At 59.8% G+C, this 24,679-nt stretch carries 21 protein-coding genes; 20 read left to right on the top strand and 1 reads right to left on the bottom strand.

What is annotated here, in order from left to right; translation table 11 throughout:
• The first annotated feature begins 55 nt into the window (after positions 1-55).
• From AB0H22_RS24470 to AB0H22_RS24565, 20 genes are all read left to right on the top strand, one after another.
• The gene (locus AB0H22_RS24470; RefSeq protein ID WP_358149757.1) at positions 56-382 is read left to right on the top strand and encodes a hypothetical protein; all 327 of its coding nucleotides are present in this window, start codon (positions 56-58) and stop codon (positions 380-382) included.
• Entirely contained in the window at positions 379-735 is a 357-nt protein-coding gene (locus AB0H22_RS24475; protein ID WP_358149760.1) for a YbaB/EbfC family nucleoid-associated protein, read from the top strand. Before AB0H22_RS24470 ends, AB0H22_RS24475 begins: the two co-directional genes overlap by 4 nt.
• 457 nt (positions 736-1,192) lie before the next feature.
• Positions 1,193-1,480 carry a hypothetical protein gene (locus AB0H22_RS24480; RefSeq protein WP_358149762.1) on the top strand — a complete coding sequence of 96 codons (288 nt, stop codon included), beginning with the start codon at positions 1,193-1,195 and terminating at the stop codon, positions 1,478-1,480.
• A gap of 96 nt (positions 1,481-1,576) precedes the next feature.
• On the top strand, positions 1,577-2,845 hold the full coding sequence (locus tag AB0H22_RS24485; protein WP_358149765.1) for a hypothetical protein: 1,269 nt from the start codon (positions 1,577-1,579) through the stop codon (positions 2,843-2,845).
• An 11-nt stretch (positions 2,846-2,856) separates the two neighbouring features.
• The gene (locus AB0H22_RS24490; protein ID WP_358149766.1) at positions 2,857-3,141 is read left to right on the top strand and encodes a PE domain-containing protein; all 285 of its coding nucleotides are present in this window, start codon (positions 2,857-2,859) and stop codon (positions 3,139-3,141) included.
• 41 nt (positions 3,142-3,182) lie between these two features.
• A complete protein-coding gene (locus AB0H22_RS24495; RefSeq protein WP_358149768.1) occupies positions 3,183-4,283 on the top strand; it encodes a PPE domain-containing protein in 1,101 nt (366 codons plus the stop codon).
• Complete coding sequence (locus AB0H22_RS24500) at positions 4,280-5,095, top strand: ESX secretion-associated protein EspG (protein WP_358149770.1); 816 nt, start codon at positions 4,280-4,282, stop codon at positions 5,093-5,095. Before AB0H22_RS24495 ends, AB0H22_RS24500 begins: the two co-directional genes overlap by 4 nt.
• Positions 5,096-5,165: 70 nt before the next feature.
• Complete coding sequence (locus AB0H22_RS24505; protein ID WP_358149773.1) at positions 5,166-5,438, top strand: WXG100 family type VII secretion target; 273 nt, start codon at positions 5,166-5,168, stop codon at positions 5,436-5,438.
• Positions 5,439-5,488: 50 nt separating this feature from the next.
• Positions 5,489-5,779 (top strand): hypothetical protein, encoded by a 291-nt coding sequence (locus AB0H22_RS24510; protein WP_358149776.1) that lies wholly within the window; start codon positions 5,489-5,491, stop codon positions 5,777-5,779.
• Between the two features lie 188 nt (positions 5,780-5,967).
• Complete coding sequence (locus AB0H22_RS24515) at positions 5,968-6,732, top strand: hypothetical protein (protein WP_358149778.1); 765 nt, start codon at positions 5,968-5,970, stop codon at positions 6,730-6,732.
• 2 nt (positions 6,733-6,734) lie between these two features.
• Positions 6,735-7,751, top strand: a complete 1,017-nt coding sequence (locus AB0H22_RS24520; protein WP_358149781.1) for a 3-oxoacyl-[acyl-carrier-protein] synthase III C-terminal domain-containing protein — start codon at positions 6,735-6,737, stop codon at positions 7,749-7,751.
• Positions 7,752-7,814: 63 nt separating this feature from the next.
• On the top strand, positions 7,815-8,129 hold the full coding sequence (locus tag AB0H22_RS24525) for a hypothetical protein (protein ID WP_358149784.1): 315 nt from the start codon (positions 7,815-7,817) through the stop codon (positions 8,127-8,129).
• Positions 8,130-8,132: 3 nt separating this feature from the next.
• A complete protein-coding gene (locus AB0H22_RS24530) occupies positions 8,133-9,707 on the top strand; it encodes a hypothetical protein (protein ID WP_358149786.1) in 1,575 nt (524 codons plus the stop codon).
• Positions 9,704-10,186 (top strand): YbaB/EbfC family nucleoid-associated protein, encoded by a 483-nt coding sequence (locus AB0H22_RS24535; RefSeq protein ID WP_358149789.1) that lies wholly within the window; start codon positions 9,704-9,706, stop codon positions 10,184-10,186. The genes AB0H22_RS24530 and AB0H22_RS24535 overlap by 4 nt, the downstream gene beginning before the upstream one ends.
• A 1,152-nt stretch (positions 10,187-11,338) precedes the next feature.
• On the top strand, positions 11,339-17,836 hold the full coding sequence (locus tag AB0H22_RS24540) for an alpha/beta hydrolase (protein WP_358149792.1): 6,498 nt from the start codon (positions 11,339-11,341) through the stop codon (positions 17,834-17,836).
• Complete coding sequence (locus AB0H22_RS24545; RefSeq protein WP_358149794.1) at positions 17,823-18,458, top strand: hypothetical protein; 636 nt, start codon at positions 17,823-17,825, stop codon at positions 18,456-18,458. Before AB0H22_RS24540 ends, AB0H22_RS24545 begins: the two co-directional genes overlap by 14 nt.
• A 21-nt stretch (positions 18,459-18,479) precedes the next feature.
• Positions 18,480-19,988 carry a hypothetical protein gene (locus tag AB0H22_RS24550; RefSeq protein ID WP_358149796.1) on the top strand — a complete coding sequence of 503 codons (1,509 nt, stop codon included), beginning with the start codon at positions 18,480-18,482 and terminating at the stop codon, positions 19,986-19,988.
• Between the two features lies 1 nt (position 19,989).
• Positions 19,990-20,727, top strand: a complete 738-nt coding sequence (locus tag AB0H22_RS24555; RefSeq protein ID WP_358149799.1) for a hypothetical protein — start codon at positions 19,990-19,992, stop codon at positions 20,725-20,727.
• Between the two features lie 10 nt (positions 20,728-20,737).
• Positions 20,738-21,397, top strand: a complete 660-nt coding sequence (locus AB0H22_RS24560) for a hypothetical protein (protein WP_358149801.1) — start codon at positions 20,738-20,740, stop codon at positions 21,395-21,397.
• Positions 21,394-22,449: a hypothetical protein gene (locus tag AB0H22_RS24565; protein ID WP_358149803.1), complete on the top strand. Its 1,056-nt coding sequence runs from the start codon at positions 21,394-21,396 to the stop codon at positions 22,447-22,449. Before AB0H22_RS24560 ends, AB0H22_RS24565 begins: the two co-directional genes overlap by 4 nt.
• Positions 22,450-23,601: 1,152 nt before the next feature.
• Here the strand turns inward: AB0H22_RS24565 and dmpG are convergent.
• The gene (gene dmpG / locus AB0H22_RS24570) at positions 23,602-24,678 is read right to left on the bottom strand and encodes a 4-hydroxy-2-oxovalerate aldolase (RefSeq protein WP_358149805.1); all 1,077 of its coding nucleotides are present in this window, start codon (positions 24,676-24,678) and stop codon (positions 23,602-23,604) included.
• Between the last annotated feature and the right edge of the window lies 1 nt (position 24,679).

Consider the following 24,679-nt stretch of genomic DNA (forward strand, 5'->3'; position numbering starts at 1 on the left):
GGTCAGACGACCGACCCAACCCCCGTAGTCAACAATCAGCCTAAGGGAGATAGCGATGGCCGCGCAGCGTTCGGTGCGATCACGGACCGGCTCGATTTCGGTGACCACAACCGAGCAGGGTCTGCCGATGAGCCTCAAGATCGACCAACGCGAGATGAAGCGGTCACCGCAGGCCCTCGCGGACGAGATTTTAGCGCTGTGCAAGCTCTCGGCCCTCCGCCAACAGGTTGCTCGACGACGAGAGATCCTCCAGGAGCCTTTCGGCGCGGAGATTGTTCGGACGCTGGAACTGCCCACCGAGGCCGAACTGGCAGCGGCCGAGGAAACAGTCCTTGGCCAGGAGGAAGACGACCAGCCGCAGACATGGATGAGAAGCGTATGAGCGGTCTAGCAGAATCCCTAATGGCGCGTATCCGCAAGCAACGCGACCTCATGCAGGCCATGACTGACGAGTGTCACTCGATCTCGGTGAGCATGGTCAGTCAAGACCAGGCGGTAAAGGTCCAGGTCGACGGACTCGGGGCGATGACGGGTCTCTGGTTGAGCAGTCAGGCTCAGAAGCTGTCGGCCGAGGCGTTGGCCAAGCTCATCGTGGAGACCGCGCAGGCCGCCGCCCAACACGCTCTGGAACGCCAGCGATTCCTTGGGGACCACTTCGACAAAAAGTTCAACGAGCTGCGGAAAACGCCGCTCACTCGATGGGACGGCACAATTTTCGTACCAGGCCAGCATTAACCGTCGCGAGATCGACAGGCAACGATCGTTGACATCAATGCCGCCGCTTGGCAGCTCGCGCCCAGCGACGTAGGGAGCGCCGGGAATACGCCCCTGCACAGCCCGGCTGCTGGCTATTTGCCAGACGCCGGCGTTCGGCAGGCGTAAAGGGATCTAGGGACTCCTGTTACGAGGGCCACAGGAAATCCCACTATGTGCGTAGTGCGGCTACTGGACGACTGTCAATTGACCAGCAGCCGCCGAACCTGCAGGTAGTACCCGCATATTCCGACACCACCCGCCCCTTCGGCACAACGTTGGGGCCGAAACCGGTGCCGAGGCTGACGCTGGCAACCATTCTTCACCCCAATTTTTCCCTTGACAACTCGCGTCGTCAGAACGTTCCAGCTATGCTGACGATCAACTGCAGGGGAAGGGGCCGGCCCGAGTCGGTTCATCGGAGTCAGGAGGCGGGAATATGGCTAAGGACGTAGAAGCAGTCTGGACCACGCTCAGCAAGTTTGCGATGACGGCAGCCGAAGGAGGCTCGCAGGTCACTGAGGCCGCCTCTGTCGATACAGCACAGTCCGTGGCCGAGGTCTCTCAAGCCGTCGGGCCATTTGGAGTGCAGTTTCTTGCTGCGTTTGGACCTGCGCAGGCGAGCCATATCGCCGGTGCGCTGCAGCAAGCCGCTCTGCACACCGGCATTGCCGTGGCAACGGAAGGCACAAACGCAGCCTTCCAAGTCACAGACATGGGTGCCTAGGTCGTCATGGCTGAGATCACCCCACCGCCCGGCCCGGCCGCGAGCGGTCCAACGGCAGTCTTAGCGCACCAGGTCCCAGGTTACGACCCTGGTCCGGTGATCAATGCGTCCGAGCAGAACCTCGCCGACTTTCTCAACACGCCGGTCCACGACATCCTCAACAAGCTCGGGGTTCCCGCAATGCCAGGGCACGGGACCCAGCCGGGCCAAGATCGTCAAGAGCAGGGTGCTCAAGATGGGCAGGCCGATGCGGGCCAAGGCAATCCAATGGATCCATCGTCACTCATCTCACCTGTCACAGAGGCCCTGAGTTCACTGGGTACCGGCATCTTCCAGGCTCTCGATCCTACGAAGATGTTCGAATCGGTGTCCAAGGCCATCGAGGGTGCGACCTCGGCCCTAAGCTCGGCCTCCAAGTCCAACTCGGGCGGAGGCTGGTCGGGCCAGGCATCCGACGCTACCGCTAACAAGACTGCTCAGGCGGCAAAGAGTGGTGCCAACCTGTCGAACCAGGGCCAAAAGCTGGGTTCGGAGACTCAATCAGCCGCGGACACTACAGCGAAAACACGCCAAAAGGTTCAACAAATTCTGCAGGAATACCAAAAAACGGTGCAGTCGGTCGGCGGGGATATCGCCACCCCGTGGGGCTACGCCAAGGTGATGGCAGCCGCGACCAAAGCGACCACAGAGACTTCCCAGGTCATGGCCGAAGCCGAGGGCAAACTATCGGGCAACGCGGCAGCCACAACTGCGGCCGGAGCCCCGGTTGATGTCGCCAGCATCGGAATGCAGATGATGGGCCCCGCGCTCCAGGCCGTGACCGGACTCCTCACTTCTGGATTAGGCATGGTCACCCAGGGCGTGGGCACTGGCGTCCAGACCGGTACCGGAATGATCAGCAAGATGATGTCGGCGACAAAAGGCACCTCGAAAGACGCTGCGAAGAAGGCAGTCAGCACCGCCAAGCCACTGTCCACCGGTGGTAGTCATGCCGTTAAAGCAGGAGGCGGTGGAGGCGGTGGTGCCTCGACATCGAAGCAGAGTCTCAGCGCTCGCAGCGCTACCGCAATGCCCGGCGCCGGTTCCGGCGGTGGTGAATCCGCTGCCAAACTGGGCTCGTCCGGCGCTCGCGTTTCCGCAGCAGGCTCGACGGGCGGCATGGGCGGAGGCGGCATGGGCATGGCGCCCGGCGCCGGTGGCAGTCGAGGAGGCAGCAGCGGCGAGGGCGGCGGCCACACGTCGGCGGACTTCCTGCATACCAGCGACCAGGGCGGGGAGATCATCGGCGATCTCGGCAGCGTGGCTCCACCGGTCATCGGTGAAGCCGATCCACACGAAGTGCAAGAAATCGACCTGAGGATTTAGGAGAAGAGAACATGGCTAGTTCAGATTTTTCCATGAATGTCGGCGACGTTGCCGAGGCCAGCAAGCAGCTTGACGCGCTGGCGGATCGCCTCCAGAAGGTGATGCACGACGAGGACACCAAGCTCAATGTCATCGCCGGCGGGAGCGACGAGGTATCCGTCCGTGCCGCCAGCACCATGAACGAGGTAAAGGGTTCGTACGCCAAGGCCAATCAGGCAGGGTTGAACGAGCTGCACGAGATTGCCGCGGCCATGCGTGCTCACGGCAACACCGCTGCCGAGGTCGACCGGGTCTAACAACCGGATCAGCCGGCTAATTGATGTGAGGGGAGGTTTGCGTGGGTTTCACTGATGTCGTCTGGGAGTCGCGGAGCACTGAGCAGCTCGCGCGTGACCTCACCAACGGTCCCGGTCCCACCTCGATGGGCGAGGCCGGTGCCGCTTGGGTGCGGATTGCGAACGCGCACGCGACCGCTTCGGAGGAGTACCGCAAGATTCTGGACACACTGCGTGGGGCGTGGAGCAGTAGCGGGTCCGAAGCCGTCATCGGACGCCTGGAGGCGTTCGGCGAATGGCTTACGGCCACGGCGATCAACGCGGCCGCCAATGGCCAACGCGCAGAGGAAGCTGCGGTCGCGAATACCGTTGCGGTCCTGGCGATGCCGAGCGTGACCGAGGCCATTGAAAGCAAGGCCCGACACGACATGATGGCGTCGTTGGCCGCCTATAACGGCGCGGTACTCACTGGGACGTTCGCCGAGTTCGACGAAAGCGCGACGGCCGACCAGGCCGATGCCGCGATGGTGATGAACCAATACGAGGAGGCCGTCACCCCGCTGGCTGCGATGTGGGAGGAGCCGCTCCCTCCGCAGGTGGTGTCCGGGGATGCCCTCAAAGCCGAGAGGGATGCAAAGGAGGCCGCGGCGAAAGCCGCCGGTGGTCGCGGTGGTGGGGGCGGCGGTGGCGGGATGACGCCGACCCCCCTGTCGCCGCGTCAGGATCGTCGGATCAAGGAGAGCGCACCCCCCGCTCAGCTGCAACGTGTCGGGTTTACCGCCGGAGCGGCTAGTGCGGGCGCTGGCGGTATGGGCGGTATGGGCCCCATGAGCGGAATGATGGGTGGGGGGCGCGGCCATGACAATGACCGTGAGTTCGATTCCGTACGGCCGGCTTCGGCGCTTGAAGGCGGCGGCGAAGCTGCTGCCGGGGTGTCTGGGGCGGGGCAGTCGTGGCTGCCCGCGACGGCACAGAATGACTCACCTTTCGCGGTCTCAAGTGTCAGCTGGTCTCCGACTAGTTCCGTGTTCGACGAACTAGTGGTGCCGGCCGAGCCTGACGTCCCTAAGTGGGACGCCAATGAATCGGCGCGGACGCTGGAGCAAGTGTCCGATAGTTGGGTGTCTCCACCCGTCATCGGCCAAGACCGGGAGAGCGTATGACAAATGCGCTCGCCGCTGCCTACACCCTGACCGACGACGAACTGCAGGTCATCGGTAATCGCATTGGTGTGCAGTCGTTTCCGGTCGTTCTAGCCATCCGGCCTCGATACGCGACGCACACCGCGCTAGACGACGCATTTGACGCCGCAACAACCCAACTGACCGAACGCGGGCTGATTTCCGAAGGTCAGGTGGCACCTGAGCTGATCGCGACCATCCGGCTGCTACAACGGCCGGATCGCGACTTGTCGATGCGACTGGTGACACCGGACGGCATTTCACGGGTCTCGGTGGTTCGCAACGGAAAGCGTGTGGCGTTGGCGCGCCGGATCGGAAACGAGATCACCCTGCGGGAAATCGCGGGACACGGCGAGGCTTCGGAAGCGATACAGGCTCTGATGTCTGAACTACCCGCCGCGGATGCCGCACAGATTGATCCGGTGGGTGCCCCCATCGACGCGGCCCGGGACGCATTGTTTGGGACCCACGACCCCGCGATTCTCGCCGACCGTGTCAGAACACTAGGGGCTGATACGCGAGCTGCGATGACGCTCGGCGCGGCGTTGTCGACCCGAATGGCGTTCGCGGAGATTGTGTATCACGCGATTGACGCTGAAGAAGACCGCATCGAGCGGACACCTGCTGCCGTTGGGATCTTCTATACAAAACGGGGTCGTTTGGTGGCGGCCCCGAGTCGCGCCCCTAGCGGCCAAGTCTGGGCGACCATCAAAGGCGCGTCCAACCACACCATCACTCAGGCCATCCGACAGCTCATCGAGCTGTTGCCATGCGAATGGGAGGGAAATCCATAGGGGCGAACGGACAATACTTCAACCGTAAATCACTATCGAATTTTGCAAACGCACAAACTGAGGAGAAGAAATGGGACTGAAAGTTTCGCACAGCGAAGCCCTTGCCAAGATGAAGAACGTTCGCAGCGAGGTCAACTCAATTCAAGATGTTTTGAAGCAGTGGCAGGTCGAGGGTGAAACCATGACGACCAGCAACTGGCAGGGTGCTTCGGCACAGAAGTTCGGACAGGGCCAGGAAGAACACCTCACCGAATTCAACTCGATCATCGCAAAGCTCGAAGAGACTGTTGACTACTCGGACGAGAGCCTGAACGACTTCATCAACCAGGACGCCACCAGCTAATTGCTATGCAGTACGCATACCCAATCTCACCCTAAGACAGGAGCAAAAAAATGAGCGGCGACTTCATGCAGTACAACTTCGACGCCAACCACGAGCACATCGATACGTTGGACAAGAAGGTTGCTGAGGTGGGCGAACTTCAAGAACGCGTCAAGAAGGTCTTCGAGACCCTCAACGACGTATTCGATGGTGGCACGGCCGCGGCAATCCACGGCAAGGCGCTCGAGATCGACCGGATGTTCTCAGAGCTGACCGACAATGTGAGCCAGTCACAGGCACGCGCTCGTGCAAAGAACGACGAGATGCAGGACCTGGACCGGTACCGCGCTGCGAACATCTAAGTTCTAAGCAATCGGCGGGGTTCGGTTGGCTACAAACCAACCGAACCCCGCCAACCAATTTTGGCGTTCCGCCTCCGACTCCATGACGGACGTATGAACTCACACATCGCCTCCGAAAACTTCCGCTCAGCGATATACGGTGCGTCATGCAGTGGCACCCTCACTCGATTCGCGTCGGAGACTGAAGCATGATCACCGGAGACCTTGCGCCGGTTCGCCATGACATCGAGTCGTGGAACATGAGTGGTTTCGACTTCAGGTGCACATGCGAAGCACTGGGATTCGACCAGCTGCCCTTTCCTCTCGGCTACCGCAATCGGCAAACCTATATGGAAGAGGTAGAAGCTGATCGAATCGCCGCGCTGGATCGCCAACGAGCTGGCATGAACCAGTACCGCATATACGTTCTTGAGGCGCTGCGGCACCCAGCACTGATCGTGCGGGGATTCGGCAAAATTAACCGCGGACCGTCAGAGAAAATCTACCGACTGTTTGGCGCCATAGGCACCAACGCATATAGCGCGGTCATCACCCAAGATCCCAGCGACGAGTATTTGTTTGGTTCAGACGTCCAGGTTCGCGGCTGCGCAAATATAGACTTCCCCCAAGTGCTCATTCGGGCATTGCCTGAGTTTCGCCCCGGGAAACACGCACGCCAGGACATACCCCGCAAATCCGATTCCTTATCGAAGTTATTCCAAGGATTGAATATTACTAGTTCAATCCTCCTCAGTGTGTCGGTCGACTTCAGTCTGGACTACGAGCTCAGAGATCCTGTACATCTGACTCTGGTTAACATTGCCACGGATGGCGCATACCTTGTTAATGAAAATCCCGACGTGATCCAGATCGTCCCTGCAACCATTCCCAATCTTATAAAGACGTTCCACACTGTCGAAGCTATTCAAGCAAATGCTGCACAGAAACTCGCAGCTCATAGGCAGACGGACTGACAATGGCCCATCTCAGTACGGTTTCCACTTACGTTCCCAAGGGCGCTGACTCACTGGGATTGCCACGCCATCTGTCGACCAGCCAAAGAGACATGCTTTCGGTTCATGAAATGACAGAATTGGCCGCCGATCAGATCGAGCCTGCGCTGTTGATCAAAGCGGCCGAAAGCTTGGCAGCCTCCTTTCACTGCGGCTCCCTCTTTCAAGGTGAGCACTTTTGGCCAATTCAAAACTCGTTGCAACAGTCTATTCTCAACAAAACAACGGCTGGATCAGCGACGGAGATACGCCAGTTCTGCTCCGGAGGCCTGTTTGGAATAATGCTCGCGGACGCGGTACTCGAAGCCGGGTGGGCAGGCGACTACGCGATGGTAACCGGCGGTGACAGTAACTTCATCTTTGACCGCTACGAATACGCGGAGAGCGCGGCAACCGAGGGTTCGCTGATGGGAGACAGCGCGTTCTGCACAATTCTGAACAAGGATAAAGGCTTCGCTGAGATAATTGCCGTGTCCGCCCGATCGTACAATCCCTCTGCCGATGAGATGCGCAGCAGAGCAGACTACGGAATAGATGATCCCTCATTTCCCGAGCTGTCGGATTGGACAGCCAGATTCACAAACAGCGCCAACACGAACCCCCAGTTAGCCGCTTACAATGCACGAGAAAGCTTTAAGACTGCCGTCAGCACGATCACTGACTGTTATCAGCGGGCTGGTATCAGAGCCGAAGAAGTAGACTGGTTTGCTCCATCTTTCATAAGACCACGATATATGTCAGAATTGATCGCCAAGAGAACGCATCTACGGCCGGACTACCGCCTCTACGAATTTGGTGAGAGATTCGGCCACCTCACCGTGTCTGACTTCTGCTTGAATCTTGCATACTTGATGAATGGCAAAATTGCCAGAAGTGGCGACCTCGTACTTCTTTTCTCTTCTGGAAATTTCGTCAATTCGGCTGCGGTGCTGATTCGTATCGAAGAGGAGGTGGAGCTTCCCCTCAATGTTGCGCTATAGATCATCTACCAAATGCGATGTCGAATTGCCATAAGTCGGTCCCATAAATAGAAATGAGGAATAATGTCTAGCCCGTGGAGTTCGTTAGATGCCGATACTGCTTCCAAGAAGCTATTCCTCGATCCCGAGGTAATGCCAAAGATTAACGGCGCGATAGATGCCTACAAGACAGGCCTTCAGAGCGTCATTAACGCATCGGTTAGTGACACCACTGGATTCGGGAACGATAATCCATTTGCATCAGCTCTAAAGAAGGCATTCGACGCCCGCGGTGCAACCTTGACCAACTACGTGAAGCAACAGCTGACTAACACTGAAGATTTCGTTCAAACTGCCAACGATGCCGTGACAGCTTTTCAGAACCAGGATCGGCAGTAAAAAATGGGTAGCGTAGGAAATTATCTCGGTGCTGCAATGGGCGGCGAGTACGACGATTCCTGGGTAACTAACACGAATTTCCCCGATCGGCAGAATTTGCTGGGTTCCGACGGCAAGCTCAAAGATCTATCAGCCCCCACTCCAGGAGCCGATAATGATCCGAACAAGCCAAAGTTTGATAGTCGGTTACTCGGTCCTGTTCCGGGTCTACTTTCGGACCGAAGCTTTAAGCAAGAGCTGGATAAGTACGTGCACGGTCCGCAGGCGGTCAACTGGGAATCTAAGACGTTCGCCGCCTTACGTAAGGAAAGTGAGGCGCTGAGCCCGACGCGGATGACGGGCTACGCGACCGCGTGGAAAGACGCGGGCACAACTCTGAAGACCCAGTCCGAAACCTTCAAGTCCAAAGTGGAGGAATCGGTGTCCGGACATTGGTCAGGAGAAAGTGCTAGCGCTGCCGATAGCGCAGTAAAGAACGTCACGAAGACCTCAATATACGACTTCACGCCGTCGTCGGAAGCAATCCATAACCGACTAACCGTGCTCAGCACTGCATTTCAGTATGTTCAAGACCAGTTTAAGCTGCTGGACCCTAACGATAAACTCATCGAAGATGGAAATTTTGACAAGGCTAAATTAGACGAAAAGATTAGCGACTTCAACTCAAAATACGTTCTCGACGGCGATGGTCGACTGCGAAACAGAAGCAATGGGTACGTCCCAGCGCAGCAGGCTATTGACGAGATGGACGAAATTGACCGCTCCATCAAAGATTATGCTCGGGCGGTCCAACTCTTCCGCGACACATACCAGGACGCGGCGATGAAAGTTGTTGAGGACTTCCCCAATTTGCCATCTCCGCCAAACATGACTTTTGGACAGAACCTCGGCGGCCCAGGCGGAAACGGTGGCGGTGGCGGTGGCGGTGGCGGTGGCGGCAACCCACTGTCCAACAAGTCGGGTACACCTGTGGATACCAAGAAATACACCGACGCGCTAAAGAATCTACAGAATAAGAACACTACGAACCCGAATGCCAACAATTCCAGCACTAATCCTGCCCAGGCGCTGAGTGGGATAACCAGCGGGCTAAGTGATGCGGCGAAACAAGCTGCCAGTGCTGGTCAACAGGCGTTGAGTGGGGCTACCGACGCACTCAACCAAGCACTCGGCGGCCTGTCGCAAAACGGCTTGGGTACTAATCCCGCGATTCCCGAGGGCGCCCTCGCGCTCAACAACGGTAAGGCCGTGGGCGGCATCAAACCGGCTGGTGGCGCAGGTGGCGGTTCGGCCGTCAAGGGGGTTAGCGCTGAGAAGGCACTTCGGAGTGGGACTGGTAGCACCGTCAGTAACGCCGGTAAAGCATCAACTGCCGCCGTTCAGGCCTCGCGAGCCGGAGTCGCAGGCCAGGGAACGGCCGGCGGTATGGGCGGAGGGGCTCCTGCCGCAGGCAACCGCGGTGGCAGCGACAAGGAACACAAAGTCAACAAGGCTCTTCGTACTAAGCAGAATGGTGAAGAACTCCTAGGAGAAGCCGAAGCGATCGTGCCAGTGGTCGGTGAGAAGCGACTGACGTGACAGGCGGCGGCATTGATTTCACGGAGATCTTGGCGCAAGCCGAGGAGCAGATGGCTGAGATTGCAGCCATTCAGAAGAAGCAAGCGGCACTTGTTACTACTGCGACAGCGGCCGACGGGCTCGTCACTGTTTCAGTCAACGCGCAAGGCATCGTCATCGAAACCAAGATCGATCGTGACTATCTCGATGAGTTCGATGTTGACGACCTTGGTGGGCACATAACCCAGGCCGCGCAGGCTGCCGCCAAGGATGTGCAATCCCAGGCCGCCGCGTTGATGGCGCCCGCCGCTGAGCGTCGCAAGGTATTCCCGTCGCTGTCTGAGCTCATCCCAGATGCGCCCGATATTCGCGATTTCACCGCCGCGATCCCGAAACCCTCCCTGGCGCCGCCGAACTCACCGTCTCGCCTCAACCTTGAGGGCGACCCGGGCGACCATCACCAAGGCGACGACGAGCCTTGGTTTGGAATCCGAGCATGACTGTCGTGCATAACCATCGACTAGGACGCACTCGGTGGCTGGCGACGACGTAAGCCTCTCTCCCGACGAGCTGCGAAACAACGCACGACACGTTGAGGACTTCGCGAGCCGATTCGACTCGCTGACCCAACAGATCCTCAGCCGGGCAAACAGCGAGGATGGTAAATGGGGTGGCTCAAAGGACGGCCAGCAGTTCGCTGGCGGCGGGAACGGCTACATCGCTCAGCTCAAATGGGTGAGCGGTGTGTTCGACGGCCAAAGCAAAACGCTTCACAGCTTTTCCGACACGATCCGCGACACCGCGGACACTCTGGAACAGCAGGACGATGACAACAGTGCCGGGCAGAACGGCAGCCCGTCCGGGACATCTAACGGCGGCAATTCTGGTTCTGGATCCCCCGGTTCAGCGTCGTCACGAACCACGTCGAATCCCAACAAGACGAAGCCGGATCAACCGAACGATCCGCCATCGAATCAGCCCCAGCACCCCAGTTCGCAGGCCGACTCGGCCTTCGCAACGGACGGCTCTGGCCAGTCTTCATCTCCGTCAGACCAACAGGAAGCGACTGCCCAGCCGGCGAGTTCATCTGGACAGTCAGCGAGCTCTCAGCCTGCTTCGCCCGGACCCTCCTGGGGCGGCGGCCCTGTCGGTCCGCCAATCACGCCGGCGGGCCAAACTGCTTCAGGCCAAGCAACTGCTGCAGTAAGCCCACTAAGCGAACGGTCAGATGCGCCCGTCGCTGCGTCTAACTCTCAATCATCGCCGCCTCAGCCCCCACAACAACCCAATCAAGGTGTCGGGCAGTCTGGTGCACCACCTTCGGGCGGATCACCGAGGTCGACTCCCCCGGCATCATCGGGAACACCGCCACCGAATCTCGCCAAACCACCCAAGCACTCTGCTAAATTAGCTAATTCGGCCGCGGCCTCGGGCGCTCAAGGTCCATTCCAGCCCAACTCAGCAGCAGCACTCAGCGCTAGGCCGGCCGGACAGCAGCCAGGTCGCCCCGTGTCAGCGGCCGCACTCTCCAATAACCCAGATCACGCGACTGGTATTGAACGTGATCGACAGACTCAGCAGCACAACCCCTCCAACGAAGCGTCCCCCTCCTCGGAGTCGGCAGACGATTCCACGCAGGTCGGTCGCAGCATATGACCATCACGATCCCCGGTTCGCTCCAATGGGTTGCCTATCTTGTTGGAGAGGAATGGCCGGAGGGCGACGAAGATGCCATGAAGCGTCTGGGCTCGGGCTGGCGAACATCGTCTGGTGAACTCAAAGATCTTGTCCCAGACCTGAATCGGATTAAGGAAGAAATCCGAGCATCGTTCTCCGGAGAGTCTGCCGACGCCGTCGATAAGGTCTTCAAAGACTGGTTCGAAGGCGACTACGCACTCGACAAACTTTCTGAGGCTATGGACGGGCTCGCCGATCTCAGCGACGCGCACGCCATGCAAGTTCAGTACACGAAACTGATGATCCTGACCTCGCTTGGGATCGCAGCTGTCGAGATCGCCTTTGCTCTGGCCTCAGCCTGGGCAACTTTCGGTGGGTCACTCGGCACTATCCCTATTATCGAGGCGCTAACCACTATGGCTGTGCGCCAGGCTATGTCACAACTTCTGCGACAGATCGTCGAGAAACTTGCCGAAGCAGGCGCTCGGACCGCGATTAAACAACTCGTCAAGGAATTCGGAGAGACAGTCGCAAAGCAGGCCGCCAAGAAGGCCGCGGAGCGTGTGGCACGGCAGGCAGCTCGCAGCACTGCCCAGAAGATCGCTCTCGGCGCTAGCCGAGTCGCCGCCAACGTCGTGTTCGAAACCGCGATTGGCGTCGGACAGGAGGTGGGCATTCAGGCATACCAAATCAACGATGGTATGCGGGACAAGTTCAATACCGGCCAAATCCGCGACACTGCAATATCTTCCGCGGCAGGTGCGCTCGGCGGCCAGGCGACGGCGTTTGGCGCGGGCAAGCTACTGAAGAACACACCGCTAGGGCAGATCAACAACACCGCCGCTGGCCGATTTACCTCGGGAGCGGTAACCGGATACTCCGCCGGAGTGGTCGGGAACCTCGCAGGAACCGGTGCACTCTGGGCCGGAAACCGCGACACGCAGTTCTCCGCTCTCTCCATCTTCGGCGGAGCCAGCTCTGGTGCGTTGTCTGGCGGCGTGCATGGTGGCCTCGACACTCACGCTGCCAGCGCAGGCGACACCGGGAACTCGGGACATAATGGAGGCACGGGTACCACCGACCACGGCGGCAATAGCAGCAGCGAGTCCAGCGCAAACAACAACAGCCACAACGGATCCCAGTCTAACTCCGGGGAGAACGGCTCGCCGTCACACAGCGGAAGCACCTCGAACACAACGGAATCCGGGCCCTCTACCCACCAACAAAACGGTGGCGAGCACAGCACAGCACAGCACAGCACGCAGCAGACCGGCTCGCAACCGCATGAAACCAACGGTAGCCAAGCCGGCACCACTAACGGATCTACCTCGTCACATCCGAATCTCGCGGCGGCTGTGCATGACTCGGCCGCGCCTAGTCATCCTAATGTCGGCGACTCCACCACGACACCGCACGGCACTACCGAGGCGGCGCCACACACCCCGGCCGGCGTCGACACACAACAGCCCGGACCGTCGGGTGCAGAGAGTTCATCTCAGTCTCATACCCTGACGAATACCGAAGGTATCCAACAAAATCCGGCAACGAACGCGGACTCCGGGCCGGTTCCGCAGCACCAGGATCAGCAAGCCGCATCACAGCATCCTGCTGGCACCCAGCCCGCTACTGCTGGTCCTGCTGGAACTCAGCCATCCGCCGCGAGCTCGAGTACGACTCACCCCTCGGCGACGACGACAACCCATACGAGCACCACCTCCACGCCCGCAACTACGGCCCAATCACCCTCCAGCACATCGACTCCTGCCCATACCGCGACTCCTGGCTCGCAGGCCACCGGGGCGCCAACCACACATCGTGCAGATAGCGCCGTCACGCCTGCCAAAGCTCCCGAATCCGCGCCTACGGGACAACAGGTCACATCGGGCCCGGAATCGACGCATACGCAGCCAACCGGGACCTCCAACGACAAGGCTGCTCCGGTTGTACCGCAGACCAGATCGGATGCGCCACAACAAGTTCGCTCGGATAGCAGCCAGAACCGAACCGACACCCCCACGAGCCGTGAGCCAGTGAGCCCCGAACGGTCCACCCCGGAGCGTGGCGACAATACCCGATCATCGGACCCGAGCAGCACCGATAAGAACACCCAAGTCAACGACGACGCCCGCGCGGATGACGGACGAGTCAAGCTCAGCGGGCACGGCACATACAACCCGGAAAACGGAACGGTGACTGTTCCCAAGGGCACTTCGGTCACCGTGTACGCAGAACACGGAGCACGGATCACGGACGGGCTCGGCAACCGCATTGAGACCGGCCAGGATGTATCTGGCGTCTACTCCCGGACCTATACGGAAGGCGAGGTGATGCCCAACTACACCCTGCATCCGCCGGATGGTCTGGATACGCAGGGAACGCCACACACCGTGGACCGCGCCACCAACCTCCGCGACATCCTTAGCGAAGGCATGGGGCCGGTCGATTGGGCCGCATGCGTCGAAGCCGCTGTAACGCCCGACGGAGGTGACGCGCCAGGCCGGCACAAGCTGTACGACACCACCAGGATCGGCGACAAGACGTCCGGGGAAACGACCTATTACAGAGGGCCGGATACAGACTCGACTGGCGATCGACACGGGGACGGCGACCAGACCACCCGGTCGCCGCAGCACTCATCAGACTCGTCACACAAGTCCAGCGAGGAACACACCATCGACTCGCTGGAAGAGCATCGCACCAGGCAGCATGAGGGTGCCACTGCCGACGACACCCGCAATGCACACGACCAGGCCCATGCTGTTCGCGAGAAGTGGGACGCACTGACTCCCGACGAGCAGAGGTCACTTATCAACCATGAGACTCAGCCGGGCCACCAATCCAAGCTCGGCGATCTGGACGGACTTCCCGCCCATATCCGAGACACTCTCAACCGCCACAACCTCGTTGAAGACATGGTCAGTCGTCACCCCAAGCTCGAAGACCAAATTCGCGAATATGCCAACGCGATGGACGATCACCTCGCCAGCCCAAACGAGCACCCCAAACCGGACCACTTCGATCCGACTCACGACAAGCCGAGCGCTCTCAACCGCCTGGCGGCGCTTTTCGACAACGACATGGCGCCGTACAAGAACGTCGATGCAACCTGGCGCGCAACGTATGGAGTGCCAGACACTGCAACGACGCCTACACGTCAGCTACTTGCATACGATCCCAAGGCATTTGGCGGTGACGGGCGGATCGCAGTCGCCGTCGGAGACCTCGACGCGGCGCGGGTGGTATCGGTGCACACGCCAGGTATAACGTCCACAATCCGCAGCATCGATGGCAACATCATCAATGCGGAGAACCACCACATACGCTCCAACGAGCAGCGGCCCGACCAAATCAACGCCGTTATCGCATGGATCGGTTACGACGCCCCGTCGGGACTCGGACTGGCCCGCACCCCGAGTACGACTCTCGCAAGGCTGGGCGGATACCGACTCGCACACGACGTTGCGGCCCTAGCAGGGACCGTGGGCGCTGACACTCGAATCAACATGTTCGGACACTCCTACGGGTCGACCACGACGGCCTTCGCGGGGCAACACGGCCGCCTCGCTAACTACGTCGACACCGTCACCCTGCTTGGTTCGCCAGGTGCCGGCCCGCTGCACCGCGCCAGCGATTTCGGAATCGGCGCCGAAAACGTCTATGTCGCCTCAAACAGCCACGACTTGGTGACCTGGGTGGGCGGCACCCAAGACGGGCATTTCAACCGGATATCGGGGCGGCTGCATCTAGGCGGACTTGGCTTCGATCCTGCGATGCGCGAGTTCGGTGCGACTCGCATTGCGGCTGAGTATGTCTCACCGCATCACACAGACGGGCTCATCACCGCGCACGTCAACTACTTCAGCACCGAGCACTTTGAGGCCGACGGCCAAAATACGCGGCTCTCCATCGATCCACATGCGCGCCCCACTGAATCGCTTGCCAACTTCGTCCATATCTCGACCGGGGATACGCATCGGCTGACATTGGAGACGCCGGACCCAGGCACCGCCACTCCCGTGCATTCCGATCAGCACGGCCGTGTGGGCGCGAGCCACGATGCCGCAACGTATCGCGACGCGGATCCACCCACTGGCTATCCCGGCCAGGGACAATGTGTTCCGTCGGTGCTTCAGGATCTTGGCGGTTCGCATGTCTGGCGAGACGCGCTCGGTGACGTGGGGCCAGAAGGTGCCACGCGCGGGGCGTTCGAGGCGGCGCTAGGCACACACCTGCGCGAGGGCACCACCGAGGACATCATCGCGGCCACACAGCGCGGCGAGCAGGTTGTCGTGGTGCATACCTACGACCGCGCGGGCCTGTCCGAGGGGCACCCTGGTGCGCACACCTTCCTCGTCAAACCGAACCTGGATGACCCCGCGCACCCGCTCGTGGTCGATCGCCAAACAGGTGGCACACACCCTTGGCCACCAAGGGATCTCGACCGTGTCACGCATGCAGACATCGCGATGTTCCACGAAGATGGCATCCCGACCCGCCCAATGGATCCGCACGAGCTCGCGACCCACGCCGAGCGCTCGACCCACCATCAACGCATCGGCCAGACCGCGCTCGAAACGGAACGCGGCCGGACACCCGAGGACGGTTTCCATTACCCCAAGTCCGACGAGATAGCCAATGTCGGACAGGATAATCCGCTGACCGTCAAGTACCCGGACAGCGGCGACGAGATACCCCACATCGGCAAGACGGACCCACCTGAGATCACCTATCCGAAGACCGATGAGATCCCCGACACCGGCCTACGGGACAGACTGGAGATTGACTACCCGAACCTGGCTCAGGTCACCGAGGGAACAAACGATATTCACGAGGTACCGCCGGAAATCGATCACACCCAAACAACCGACATTGACCGAAACAGGCTGGCCGATCTCGACGCTGACCGACCGGCTGACATCAATCAGGCTCGCCCCGCCGATATCGACCTGAACCGTCCGACGGAGATGATCGGCGATCGCCCCGCCGAATTCGGGAACGATCGGGAAACAACGCCACTCGTGTCCAGCGACGAGGCCGGACCTCTATGGTCTCAGCCCAACGAGACTCACGAGGGTCCCGAACCACGTCCGGCTCGAGAATATGACGTCACCGAGCAGCAGGAACAGTCACACCTCTACGAAGCTGCCTATCCCTCCGATCACATCTCAAATCAATTGGAACTGCACGGATACCATCCGGGGTCTCTATCCGGACACGAGACCCGCACCGTGTACCTCAATGGCGAGCAACGAATGCGCGCGTTACACGACGACATGGTCGCGCGAGGCGTAGACCCGGAAAGTCGCGCTCACGCGATGGCCCGCATGCGTAACGAACTACGCACGTGGGCACGCGAATTGATGGCTGACCGCGATGGAGCGGCGAAGCTAAACCGAGAAAACCCCAACCATTCCTGGGACGACGTCGTCCGGCGGTATGCAGCGGAAGGGCGTGAAGGCCGCGATCTGTTCGAGCGGATAGTCGAAAAGTCCACCTCTAGCCGGAAGAGCGTCAACGAGGGATTGGGGATCGACCCGGAGAACCCTGGACAACTACCCCAAATTCGAGAGGGCAGCCTATCCAGCAACTCCACGCGGGATCATGCACATCCTCCACGAGGTGAACCTGAGCGTTCAAGCAGTGACCATCGCGATGAAACCCACGATGACGTAAACGCCGACTCTGACGAGTCAAGCGACAGACAGAAGACACCCAAGCGTTACATGCTCGACGATGGTCCAGGTGAGCCACATACGACCCGTGAGGTACAGCCAGGAGTCACAGAGCGCCACTACGCATGGGACTCGCATCTAGGTGAGCCTGGGGTTGCCAAGGCTGACATCATGAACCACCCCGACACGACACACGTGCACCGCACACGAATCGAGCGTGATTTTGAGCGCGGTGTCCACGGAGATTTCCCCAACTCCCAGGTAAGAGAAATCGAAGTCACGGTAGGACGAAACACCGCGGTATTCACTCTCGTGGACGGCCATCCTGCTCGGGTGGACTTTCTACACCGACAGACTTTTGATCCTGTACCTGAGAGGCCCAGCAGCGAAACGCGTGCACAGGGAGAAGTTAGTTCCGGCCATGACGGAGACGATGCCGGCCATATGTCCGCATTTCGTTTCACCCTCGATCAAGAGTTCGCAAATCTGTTCCCGCAGGATGCCAACTTCAACCGTGGCGCTTTTAAGACCATGGAGAACGAATGGGCCGCTTTCATCCAGCAAGGCGGCGAGGTATACGCGCGCATCGACCTGAATCCACCGTCGGAGCGGCCTGATACGGTCTCAGTGGAGTACGCCGTCAACAAGGCGGGTACTGATACTGAAATTTACTTCAATCAGAAGAAGTTCGATAATACTGGTGGCCAGAAATTTAAACGCCTCACTGTGGACCAGATAATCAAGAAGTTAAAGAAACCTATCGAACTCGACAGGGATGGAATTCAGGATGAGTCAGACTGATATAGACAGGATAGTCGAACTCCTGCAGTCAGATACCCGACTAAATGAAAAACCGTGGGACCGATATGTATTCTTCTTGCATATCGGAGATAGGGTTGTAAGCTCGTCAGGATTCCGTTTTTTCAATCGGAATTGGTATTCGGGCTCTACCACTTGTCACGGATCAATTACGGGCATCATCGAAGAGCTTCGGAAAGAAGGGGGGCTGCCTGTCGATAACCTTTGGAATGCCGCAGCAGTAACTGTCGAGAGGAATTCCGCAAACGGGACCCTCCACCTGTTCTACGATCTGGATGCCGAGGCTTGGGACATGACACCTGAGAATCAGTCGGATATCGCCGACCGCGCGTTTCAACTATTCGGCGACGGCAAACTGGATCGCACTGAGCCTTGGCAACAAGTACTCGTCGATCAAACGGGCCTTAGGACCCGGACCGCGAAGCTGCTCACCCACGAGCCAACGGACGACGCGGGCTGGCCAGCCGATCTACCAGCAGGCGCTACTGAGGTGGTTGTTCTCGATGACGAACCGAACCCAACGCTTACTTTGCGAGTTTTTGTTCCTGGGACACCCAAATATGCATTCGTCAGATTCGACCAATTGGCTGTCCATGCGGAATGACAAAACGAGGAAGAGTGGCCGATGACCGAGCCCCAACAGTTCGACCCGACCCGCTACGCAGCCGACTCCTTGGCCAAGGCGGGTATCAGCGTTGACGTCGAACCAACGCCCTCTGGCCAGGATCCCAAGGCTCTCGTCGAGCAGGTCGTCCAGTCGATCGCTCAAGCCGCGCCCGCCGGGTGGGAGAGTCTGCACGGCGCATTCAGCTTCGCCGGTGGCCAAGAGATCGCGAGTGTTGTCGTCACTACACCCGACGGCCCTGTACGGATGCCCATCACTTCAGATGTCATCGACCCGATCCGCACCCATCGCCTGATCAGCATCACCGAACGCGGTCCCTGGCTTCGCCTGATGTTTGACTGTGACAGTTCCGGCGCTCTCCAGGTCGCATTCGACTACGGTGACAACGAAATTCCCGTCGAGCTGCGCCTGCCCCCCGAGGCGTATCTGCGTGACTTCGAGGAATTCCCGCGACCAGACGCACCGCTGTGGCTGCTCGCCTACATGGGCAACGAAGGCCAACAGATGCGCACCGCCGCCCGGGCCCGGGCCATAGCCGTCAGCGATGCCCGCCAATCCGATGACGAAATCCCTTCTTTCTCCAAAATATGGGCGCGCGTTGCCGTGCTATCCGCCCTCTGCCGTGGCTCCGACGCCCCGGTTGGTCCTCGCGCTGATCCTGCCTTTCAGCTGTATCTGGGCGACAACGGCGGCTGCACACTCTCGCGCCTGCCCGGCAACCGGGCTGTTCTGTCCGGCGGCAGCAATGACTCTCAACTCCTCTCTGCTGCATACAAGGGCGCCATCGCTTGGCCGGACCTGTATCGGAACGCACCCTCTTGGGTGCACAACCTCTACCTGGATCCCCGTACGGCCAACGGCCTGCTGTCGTTCTGCTACTGGTGGGACGGACAACATTGGTACCGCTCTGATCTGCCGGAGGCTCGTCCGCTCATCCAGAGCGAAACCCCGTGGAAGCCAACCGATGAGATTGCCCGCGGTGTCCCGGGCGTGTGGACGGCCCAAACTACCGCCAACCTGATCAAGAGCATCCTGCAGCGCATCGGCGTCGAGCCTTCTGACAGGAATCATTACGCTGCAATCGATCTCGTGCGCGCCGCCGAGGCACGCATCGCCTCCGAAAGTCACCTGACGCGGCTGTTCCTCGACGGTGTGCCCGGATCATTCGACATCGCGGAGGCGCTCGCACAGCTCGACGCCACCAATGTGCTCCTTCCGTACTACCCCCCGATAGACCAGAGCACGGCCAAGGAGCTTGTCGTCAACTTCTGCCGGATAAACCAGATCGATACCACCAACTACCCGCTAGACCGCCTCGTTGCCGACCGGCTGGATATGGGATGGCAGGTGTTCACTCCGGTGGCCAACGGCCAAATCGCTATCGGCCGAATGGTTTTCCTGGTCGCCGATGACGGCATAGTCGATCAAGCATCCACCTCAGCGCCCCTATCGGAGATGGCGTACGTATTCGCGAGCAGGTTCGCGCAGCGCGTGCGGGGAGTGAACTGAGATGAGTCCAGCGAATGGCATCGAGGAACTCATCACGCGCGCAGCTACAACCCAGGACCAGCAATTGGCCAGTGAGCTGTTCCTCGCCCTCGACGATCACGAGATCTTCTATTCCGTTGATATCAAGGACGTAGATGGGGAAGAGCAGATCAATACCCCGCTACTGGAGATGGCTGACGGAACGTATGCATTGGTGGCATACCCCTCGAAAACGCATCCCGAGCTGTGGAAACAGTTCGCAGGCGCACCATGGCGAACTGTCCTGGATCTGGCGTCGAAGATACCGCCCGTCGAGTGGCTGATCGTCAAGAACATCCAGGGCAGTCGGGTACCGATCCGAAAGAGCCAGATCGCCGCCATCTTGGACCTCCTGCCGAGCATGAACAAACCCGCCGACACAATCGAATCGCTGATCACCGAGTCAGCGGATCACCCACGGGCAGAGTGGTTCTCGGCGCTACAGCGACGATTGAATGACAGGGAACTGTTCGTGCGATTGACACCGCCAACATCAGAGTCCGAACAACCCATACTCGTCACCTCATCGGCCGGCGGTATCGACGGACTTGTGCAGGCTTACACCACCAGGATCCGCACGGGATACACGTATGGCGGGATGAGCTGGGACGCCATCGTGGGCATGGTCGCTGAGACTCCGGCACTCTCCGGCGTGCAACTCATCAACGATAACGACGATTGGGCGGTCGTCACGCGATCTGACCTTGGTCTTGTGAAGTAGGGAAACATCAATGAACTTTGATCAACCGGTAGAACTTCGGTGCATCCTTGAGCCCACCAAGGTACTCAAGCGAGGAGTCCCCTTGTTGATCATGGCCGGTGTTGTGTCATGGCTCGTAGTGGCGGTGACACTCGGTCTGATGTTCCCGACTGTCGCTGCCATCTCCTTCATCGGCGGATTTATCGCAGCGGTCGCCGTGCCATATCTGATGTATACCCGCAAGCACGCCCAACTTGCGAGCCAGTACGGCACGCAGACGCGTCTCATCCTGTCTCCCAGCGGTTTACAGCGCCTCGACAACGCAGTTGCTATCGAGATCCCTTGGAGCGCAGTCGACCGGATTGAAACGCACAACTCCGCTTTACCTTCGGGCGCGATACGATTCATTGGCGGACCCCTCAATGCCATGGCCAACGCAGCAGTATCTACCGCAAGCGCCGCATTCGCGGCGGGCATCATTGGCGAGGGCACACTAAGTCCACTTCCTGGTGCCCCGCACGCAATCCTCAAAGCCCACGACCGTAACTCCGGCTCAAAACTGCGCAAAGGACAGCCATTCCAGGCAACCCAAGCCGTCATCTTCCCTAGCGAGTTCGAAAACGATTGGACGCGTGGCACTATCGGCACATGGGTGCGGCACTACCGCCCCGATGTGACGGTCACCGCATGAGCAAGCCATGGGGCGAGTTCGGCTTTGGTGAATGGCTGTGGACCCAGACCCGTAACCTTTCACCAAAGCGTTCGGCGCCCATCCCGGTTGTCGACTTACCGGGCTGCGCCGCGGGTGAGGTGTCATCCCGGCATTGGCTCACCTGGCGCCAGGCGAATTCCGCCACCGCGTTCGGTGTACAGCTCACGCGCGAAATCGTGGAAGCACTGTCGCGCGAGGGAACCAGACCAACTGAGACCTTCCTGCGCCTGGATCAGGCCCGGGCTGCGCTGGGCGGCGGACATCAGCGGGCGCTCGATGCCTATGGCGACAAGAATGGCTTCTATGTGACGAGTTCCGTAAGGCTGCCCCGAGACAGCGTCAACCGGTTCCACTTAGAACGCGCCATTCTGCCACCTATCTACAGTCGGTATCCGATTTCCGATGTTGGTGATGCGACCACCATGAACTGGACACCTGGGCCTTACGGATTTCGCTCCAGAATCGAACGCCTCAATCAAGCGGATCCATACGACACCCTCCGCGTCGTATCGCCGCGCTACTTCGGCCGCTATCGCAATGTTGGCACGTATCCCGGCCGCTATGTCAACCACTGGCCGCTGGATCCGGCGGATGAACGCGAACCGCTCATCTATCCCGACGAGCCACGTCGGGCGGAACTCTCCCGCAAGGAGGTTCTTAGCGTCGCCGAGTACACCCTGGCAGCAATAGATCGTTGGAGCGAGTACCTGGGCTGCCGGATCGGCGATACCACTTCCGGTTGGCACTTGGACTGGCAGGAGCCCACCGTCAAAGGTCATGAGACGTACGTGATCGCGGCACCTGTCGATCTCGCCGTCACCGAGGCCGAGATCGGACGGCGCGCACTTCCTCACACGGCCCTATCTGCACCACTTAACGGCGCGTCCCGCGAACCTCGACTCGGGCACCGAGGCCGCTCCCCATTGATCACTTTCAACATTTTCAATGGCCTGCGCGCGTACATCAATGACCTTGAAGCCCCCGGCCAGTTCGTCCTGACAATAGCAAGCAGCGGCTACCGAGCCCGCTGAACTACCCCTTCGCCGCGTTCCACCGTTGGAGATGACGATCACCGAATGAGCCAAGACATCGTGCGGGCTACCCTGTCCGGCAAGGCATTATGAGACTCGTCTCGTTCAGTCCGTTGCAACCCAAGTAGGACGATCACTAGCGCAACAAATGGGTGGTGCCAGGTATTACCTGCGGCGCCCATGGCCAAATAGATTGCAAACACCTCGGTGATCACACCGAGAAACGCCAATGTCGTCACGACAGGCCCCAACGCGCGGCGTCGGATCCAAGCCTCAGAGTCCGCACTCTTCCAGCAGGATGACAAACGCGAGCAACCCATACCCACTGTGGCCGCAACACCCGTAATGACAAACAGAGCGACGGTCAATGGACCGTCGCCAGCTGAAACAGCCCAACCGATTACACCGACCAGTGAACGTACGAGGAGCAGAATCAGCAGTTGTCGAGCTGGATTCTGGTGAGAATGTGTCGTAGCGGCCATCCGAGGCGGCTCCGGTAGGAGTACTTAACCTTACGGGGGTAACGCGCAGTAGATGTGACAGCGCGGATGGGTCCCACGATCCATACGCGCGATACCGCCGCCGCCCACGGGGATCGAGCAGCCCTTTTTCCGGCGCATCGACCCACTTCGAGCCAACTCCGTCGGATACTCGATGGACGACCGTCTCTTCTGAAATCGGATATCGTCGCCAATCTCTCGGCACAAGACGCGTTCCAAATCGTCTCCTGGAGAAACTTCGAACTTCGGTCTCCACCCTCGATAGTTTGAGTCAACCTGCACCTGGCCGGAGGAGAGGATCCGAAGGGTGTACCGACCCCAGTCCTCGTGCTCAATTAGAACTTCCCCCGACTGCTGATCCACAATCGGGACACTCTGGTCTGCGGCCCATTTCAGGAAGCGCGCTGAGAATACCGCAGCAGAATTAGCCGGGACGAACTCGAAATGTGCCCGAAGGTTCAGTGTTCCTGCCACGGTTGTTGGCCACATCTCCGAACACGCGGTAGCCACCCCCTCCCTAACGCATTACCCACCGACGCCAAGGAGCGCACCGGCGTGTTAATCACCCGGCGGTGGGCATACAGACATCGTAGCTGTGCACCCCGCCGTGATCCGACGTCGATCGAGGAATATGCGAAAGACGACCGCTGAATTACCCCTTCGCTGCGTTCTCCCGCTGGATCTCCAGCGCGATATCGATGAGCTGATCTTCCTGCCCACCAATGAGCTTGCGCTGACCGGCGCGGTGCAGCAGCTGGTGCGCGGGCACCCCGTACCGCTCCGCCTGCCGGATTGCGTGCTTGAGGAAGCTGGAGTACACCCCGCTGTAGCCCATGATCAACGCGTTGCGGTCTAGCAGGCATTCGGCCGGCATCGCGGGCGCGACAACCTCTTCGGCGGCATCGGCGATATCAAAGAAGTCGATACCGGTCTTCACGCCGATCTTGTCGAACACGCCGATCAACGCCTCAACCGGAGCGTTGCCCGCGCCGGCACCGAAACGCCTTGTGCTGCCGTCGATCTGCTTGGCACCGGCGCGTACCGCCTCGATCGAGTTGGCGACACCCAGACCCAGGTTCTCGTGCCCGTGGAAACCAACCTGCGCATCGTTACCCAACTCGGCCACCAGCGCGGCGACCCGGTCGGCCACACCGTCGAGAACCAATGCGCCCGCCGAATCCACCACGTACACGCACTGGCATCCGGCATCCGCCATGATCCGCGCCTGCTTGGCCAGCTTCTCCGGCGAAACAGTGTGCGACATCATCAGGAAGCCAACGGTTTCCAGCCCGCGCTCACGTGCCAGCCCAAAATGCTGAATCGAGACATCGGCCTCGGTGCAGTGCGTGGCGACACGGCAGATCGATCCACCGTTGCCCTGCGCCTCGATGATGTCTTCCTTGGTCCCGAGACCCGGCAGCATCAGGAAGGCGATCTTGGCATTCGTAGCCGTCTCCGCTGCGATCTTGATCAGTTCCTGCTCAGGGGTTTTCGAAAAGCCGTAGTTGAACGAAGACCCGCCCAACCCGTCACCGTGAGTCACCTCGATGACCGGCACACCCGCACCGTCGAGAGCCGCGACAATGGCTCGCACCTCGTCGGCGGTGAACTGATGCCGCTTGTGATGCGAGCCGTCACGGAGCGAGGTATCGGTGATCCGCACATCCCATGCCGCGTCGAAGAAGATGCCGTCGGTGCCCAAAAGCTGAGTACTGGTGTCCGAAACCATA

Source organism: Mycobacterium sp. NPDC050853, from assembly GCF_040653875.1.
GTDB lineage: Bacteria > Actinomycetota > Actinomycetes > Mycobacteriales > Mycobacteriaceae > Mycobacterium.

Excerpts from the sequence above, each read along its gene's own strand:
- AB0H22_RS24470 (WP_358149757.1), top strand. The coding sequence starts at position 56 with ATGGCCGCGCAGCGTTCGGTGCGATCACGGACCGGCTCGATTTCGGTG.
- AB0H22_RS24480 (WP_358149762.1), top strand. The coding sequence starts at position 1,193 with ATGGCTAAGGACGTAGAAGCAGTCTGGACCACGCTCAGCAAGTTTGCG.
- AB0H22_RS24510 (WP_358149776.1), top strand. The coding sequence starts at position 5,489 with ATGAGCGGCGACTTCATGCAGTACAACTTCGACGCCAACCACGAGCAC.
- AB0H22_RS24520 (WP_358149781.1), top strand. The coding sequence starts at position 6,735 with ATGGCCCATCTCAGTACGGTTTCCACTTACGTTCCCAAGGGCGCTGAC.
- AB0H22_RS24550 (WP_358149796.1), top strand. The coding sequence starts at position 18,480 with ATGACCGAGCCCCAACAGTTCGACCCGACCCGCTACGCAGCCGACTCC.
- AB0H22_RS24560 (WP_358149801.1), top strand. The coding sequence starts at position 20,738 with ATGAACTTTGATCAACCGGTAGAACTTCGGTGCATCCTTGAGCCCACC.
- AB0H22_RS24505 (WP_358149773.1), top strand. The coding sequence starts at position 5,166 with ATGGGACTGAAAGTTTCGCACAGCGAAGCCCTTGCCAAGATGAAGAAC.
- AB0H22_RS24530 (WP_358149786.1), top strand. The coding sequence starts at position 8,133 with ATGGGTAGCGTAGGAAATTATCTCGGTGCTGCAATGGGCGGCGAGTAC.
- AB0H22_RS24500 (WP_358149770.1), top strand. The coding sequence starts at position 4,280 with ATGACAAATGCGCTCGCCGCTGCCTACACCCTGACCGACGACGAACTG.
- AB0H22_RS24555 (WP_358149799.1), top strand. The coding sequence starts at position 19,990 with ATGAGTCCAGCGAATGGCATCGAGGAACTCATCACGCGCGCAGCTACA.
- AB0H22_RS24565 (WP_358149803.1), top strand. The coding sequence starts at position 21,394 with ATGAGCAAGCCATGGGGCGAGTTCGGCTTTGGTGAATGGCTGTGGACC.
- AB0H22_RS24540 (WP_358149792.1), top strand. The coding sequence starts at position 11,339 with ATGACCATCACGATCCCCGGTTCGCTCCAATGGGTTGCCTATCTTGTT.
- dmpG (WP_358149805.1), bottom strand. The coding sequence starts at position 24,678 with ATGGTTTCGGACACCAGTACTCAGCTTTTGGGCACCGACGGCATCTTC.
- AB0H22_RS24525 (WP_358149784.1), top strand. The coding sequence starts at position 7,815 with ATGTCTAGCCCGTGGAGTTCGTTAGATGCCGATACTGCTTCCAAGAAG.
- AB0H22_RS24475 (WP_358149760.1), top strand. The coding sequence starts at position 379 with ATGAGCGGTCTAGCAGAATCCCTAATGGCGCGTATCCGCAAGCAACGC.
- AB0H22_RS24490 (WP_358149766.1), top strand. The coding sequence starts at position 2,857 with ATGGCTAGTTCAGATTTTTCCATGAATGTCGGCGACGTTGCCGAGGCC.
- AB0H22_RS24545 (WP_358149794.1), top strand. The coding sequence starts at position 17,823 with ATGAGTCAGACTGATATAGACAGGATAGTCGAACTCCTGCAGTCAGAT.
- AB0H22_RS24515 (WP_358149778.1), top strand. The coding sequence starts at position 5,968 with ATGATCACCGGAGACCTTGCGCCGGTTCGCCATGACATCGAGTCGTGG.